Annotated in this window: 4 protein-coding genes; all 4 read right to left on the reverse strand. The window is 67.3% G+C overall.

What is annotated here, in order from left to right; all coding sequences use genetic code 11:
• Positions 1 to 216 precede the first annotated feature (216 nt).
• The gene (locus VMI09_08555; GenBank protein HTQ24733.1) at positions 217 to 663 is read right to left on the reverse strand and encodes a polymer-forming cytoskeletal protein; all 447 of its coding nucleotides are present in this window, start codon (positions 661 to 663) and stop codon (positions 217 to 219) included.
• A gap of 21 nt (positions 664 to 684) precedes the next feature.
• On the reverse strand, positions 685 to 1,728 hold the full coding sequence (locus VMI09_08560) for an oligopeptide/dipeptide ABC transporter ATP-binding protein (GenBank protein HTQ24734.1): 1,044 nt from the start codon (positions 1,726 to 1,728) through the stop codon (positions 685 to 687).
• Positions 1,721 to 2,683 (reverse strand): ABC transporter ATP-binding protein, encoded by a 963-nt coding sequence (locus VMI09_08565; protein ID HTQ24735.1) that lies wholly within the window; start codon positions 2,681 to 2,683, stop codon positions 1,721 to 1,723. Before VMI09_08565 ends, VMI09_08560 begins: the two co-directional genes overlap by 8 nt.
• A gap of 48 nt (positions 2,684 to 2,731) precedes the next feature.
• A partial coding sequence (locus VMI09_08570) for a hypothetical protein (protein HTQ24736.1) occupies positions 2,732 to 3,196 on the reverse strand: 465 nt, incomplete at its 5' end.

The raw sequence follows: 3,196 nt of genomic DNA on the forward strand, positions 1-3,196 counted from the left end.
CGGCTCGCGGCTTTGCTCCACGCTTCCTCCAGACCCCATCTCACGATGACGCCTTTGCGCTTCGCTAGTGCTCGACGCGGCCTGCTCGCACAGAGGACTTCCACCTCTTAAGTCACGCGCCATGCTGGGCGCACAATGACGCGCGCCGGAGCGATTTGCTCCGGCGCGTTTTTTTTCGGATTGGCCGCCGCTGTGCAGCCCGCTCGCAGAGGCGCGTCAGCTGGATGCGGCGCCTGCGCACGGTACCCGCACGTCGCCCTCGAGCAGCGCGCCTTCCGAGATACGGAGGCTATCGGCCTCGATTCGTCCGAAGACCCGGGCGCGAGGGCCGAGCACGACCAGGCGCGAATCGACGATGTCGCCGCGGAGTTCACCCAGCACTAACAGCCGCGGACTGCGCACGCGGCCCTCAACCTTACCGTGATCGGAAATCACGACCAGGTCGCTGGAGCTTACTTCGCCGCGGAAGTTGCCCTCGATTCGCACCGGCTCCTGGAACACCAGGCGTCCGGAGACGTTGACGTTGCGGGCGACCGCGACCCGCGTGCGTTCCTCGACCCATGCCGCGGCGGGCATCGGCGGAATCGCGCTCGTGGATTGGTTGGCAAAATCCGGCTTTTCGGCGCCGGCGCGAACGTAGTCCGATGTACTCAACTTGACCATCGACCGGCACCGCATCCGCGCCTAGGGCGCGGGAAAAACGTGGCAGGCAACCTCGTGCCCGTCCCGGCCCGTCTCGAGCCGCGGCTCGACGGTCCGGCAAGTATCTTTCGCATAAGGGCATCGCGGATGGAAGCTGCAACCGGACGGCGGATTGAGCGGGCTCGGCATCTCGCCCGGCAGCTTGATCCGTTCGCCGGCGCCGGTTCCATGCAGCGCCGGGATCGCCGAGAGCAGCGCGCGAGTGTAGGGATGGCGCGGGTTGCTATAGATTTCGTCGCGCCCGGCCAGCTCAACGATCTTGCCCAGATACATGATCGCGGTGCGCTGGCTGATGTGCTCGACCACGCGAAGATCGTGCGCGATGAAGAGATAGGTCAGATGGAGCCGTTCCTGCAGATCCTGCAGCAGGTTGATGATTTGCGCCTGGATCGAGACGTCGAGCGCGGAGACCGGCTCGTCGAGCACGAGGAAGCGCGGGGTCACCGCGAGCGCGCGGGCAATTCCGATCCGCTGGCGCTGGCCGCCGGAGAATTCGTGCGGGTAACGCTCGAGCGCGTCGGCGCCCATCCCGACCATCTCGAGCAGGCTCACGACCCGCTCCTCTTTCTCGCGGCCCCGCGCGAGCTTGTGAATCTCGATTCCCTCGCCGACGATCGCGCGCACGCGCATCCGCGGGTTGAGCGACGCGTAGGGGTCCTGAAACACGAGCTGCATCTGGCGGCGGAGCGCGCGAAGATCGCGGCGGGAGAATTCCGCCAGGTCGCGCCCGTCGAAGAGCACGCGCCCGGAGGTCGGCTCGAGCAGCTTGAGCACGAGCCGCCCCAGCGTCGATTTGCCCGACCCCGACTCGCCCACCAATCCCAGCGTCTCGCCCGGCATGATCGCCAGGTCCACGCCCTCGACCGCGTGGACCACGAGGCGCTTGCGCCCGAGCAGGTCGAGCGAGCCGGCGGGAAATTCCTTGCGGAGCCCCTCGGTCCTGACCAGCGCGCCCGGCGCCGCCGGCGCGGATGCTCCGCCCTGGTCCGCCGAGGCGGCGGCGGGATTGATGAGCGGACTAGACACGGATGCAGGCGACCATATGCTGCGGCGCCTTTGCCTCAAGCGGCGGAACGACGCGCGCGCACTCGTCAATCACCATCGGGCAGCGCGGATGAAACCGGCATCCGGACGGCGGATGGAGCGCGTTGGGTATCGTGCCGGCGATCGCGCGCAAACGGCGATGATGGACGCTGTCGGCGCCGGGGATCGATTCGAGCAGGCCGCGCGTGTAGGGATTGAGCGGATTGCGGAACAGCTCCGCGCTCGGCGCCTGCTCCATAACCCGCGCCGCGTAGAGGATCGTCACGTCGTCGGCATATTGGGCCACGATGCCGAGGTCGTGCGTGACCAGGATGACCGCGAGCCCAAGGCGCGCCTGGAGTTCGCGGATGAGGTCGAGAATCTGGGCCTGGATCGTGACGTCGAGCGCAGTGGTCGGCTCGTCGGCGATGAGCAGGCGCGGATTGCACGCGAGCGCCATCGCGATCATCACCCGCTGACGCATCCCGCCCGAGAGCTGATGCGGATAGTCGTTGACACGGCGCTCGGGATCGGCGATTCCGACCAGGCGCAGCGCCTCGATCGTGCGCTCGAGCGTTTCGCGCCGCGCGGTGTGCTGATGGAGCCGCACGGCCTCGCCGATCTGGCTGCCGATCGTGAAGACCGGGTTGAGCGAGGTCATCGGCTCCTGAAACACCATCGCGATCTTCGCACCGCGTATTGCGCGCATCCGCGGCTCGTCGAGCGCAAGCAGGTCCTGCCCCTCGAAACGAATCGAACCGCCGACGATTCGCGCCCGCTCCGGCAGCAGCCGCATAATCGATAGCACGCTGACCGTCTTGCCCGAGCCGGACTCCCCCACCAGGCCCATCAGCTTGCCCGGCTCGACGGCAAAGCTGACGCCGTCAACCACGCGCACCTCACCGGCCCCGGTCAGAAACGAGGTGCGGAGATCTTTTACTTCAAGCAGCGGCGTCACGCCCGGTCAGCGTATCATCGCCCGAGCGGGCGTCTCCAGCCGCACACGTCAGGCGCGCGCAATCTCGGCGAGGGCGCGGGCGGTCTCGACCGGATGCGTGAACATCAGCTCGTGGCCGGACTTGATCGATCGGATCACGGGCCGCTCGAGCCGCCCGGAGAATTCGGGATGCCAGACGCCGGGATGGCCCATCGCGAGATCGTCCTCGCATACGATGTAGCCGGTCGGGAGGCCAAGCTTGCGAAAGCCGGTGAAGGGGCTGGGCTCGGTAATCACACGCGTTGGCTGCGGCACCAAGGCGGCAAGCACGAAGTTGGCGAGTTCGGGCGAGCCGTCCTGGATGTAGTATTTCGGGAAATCTTCCGGCCGCACCATCACCGAGTACGGACCGGTCTTGATGCCGCGCGAGCCGGGACGGCCGGGCGCGACGCGCTCGAGTTCCTTGGCCGGCGACTCGCCGTCGAGCAGCACCATCGCCGAGACGAACACCACGCGCTTGAGCCGATTCGGAAT

The sequence above is a fragment of the Candidatus Binataceae bacterium genome, from assembly GCA_035500095.1.
Lineage (GTDB): Bacteria > Desulfobacterota > Binatia > Binatales > Binataceae > JAKAVN01.

Coding starts and splice junctions, on each gene's coding strand:
- VMI09_08555 (HTQ24733.1), bottom strand. CDS start 663: ATGGTCAAGTTGAGTACATCGGACTACGTTCGCGCCGGCGCCGAAAAG.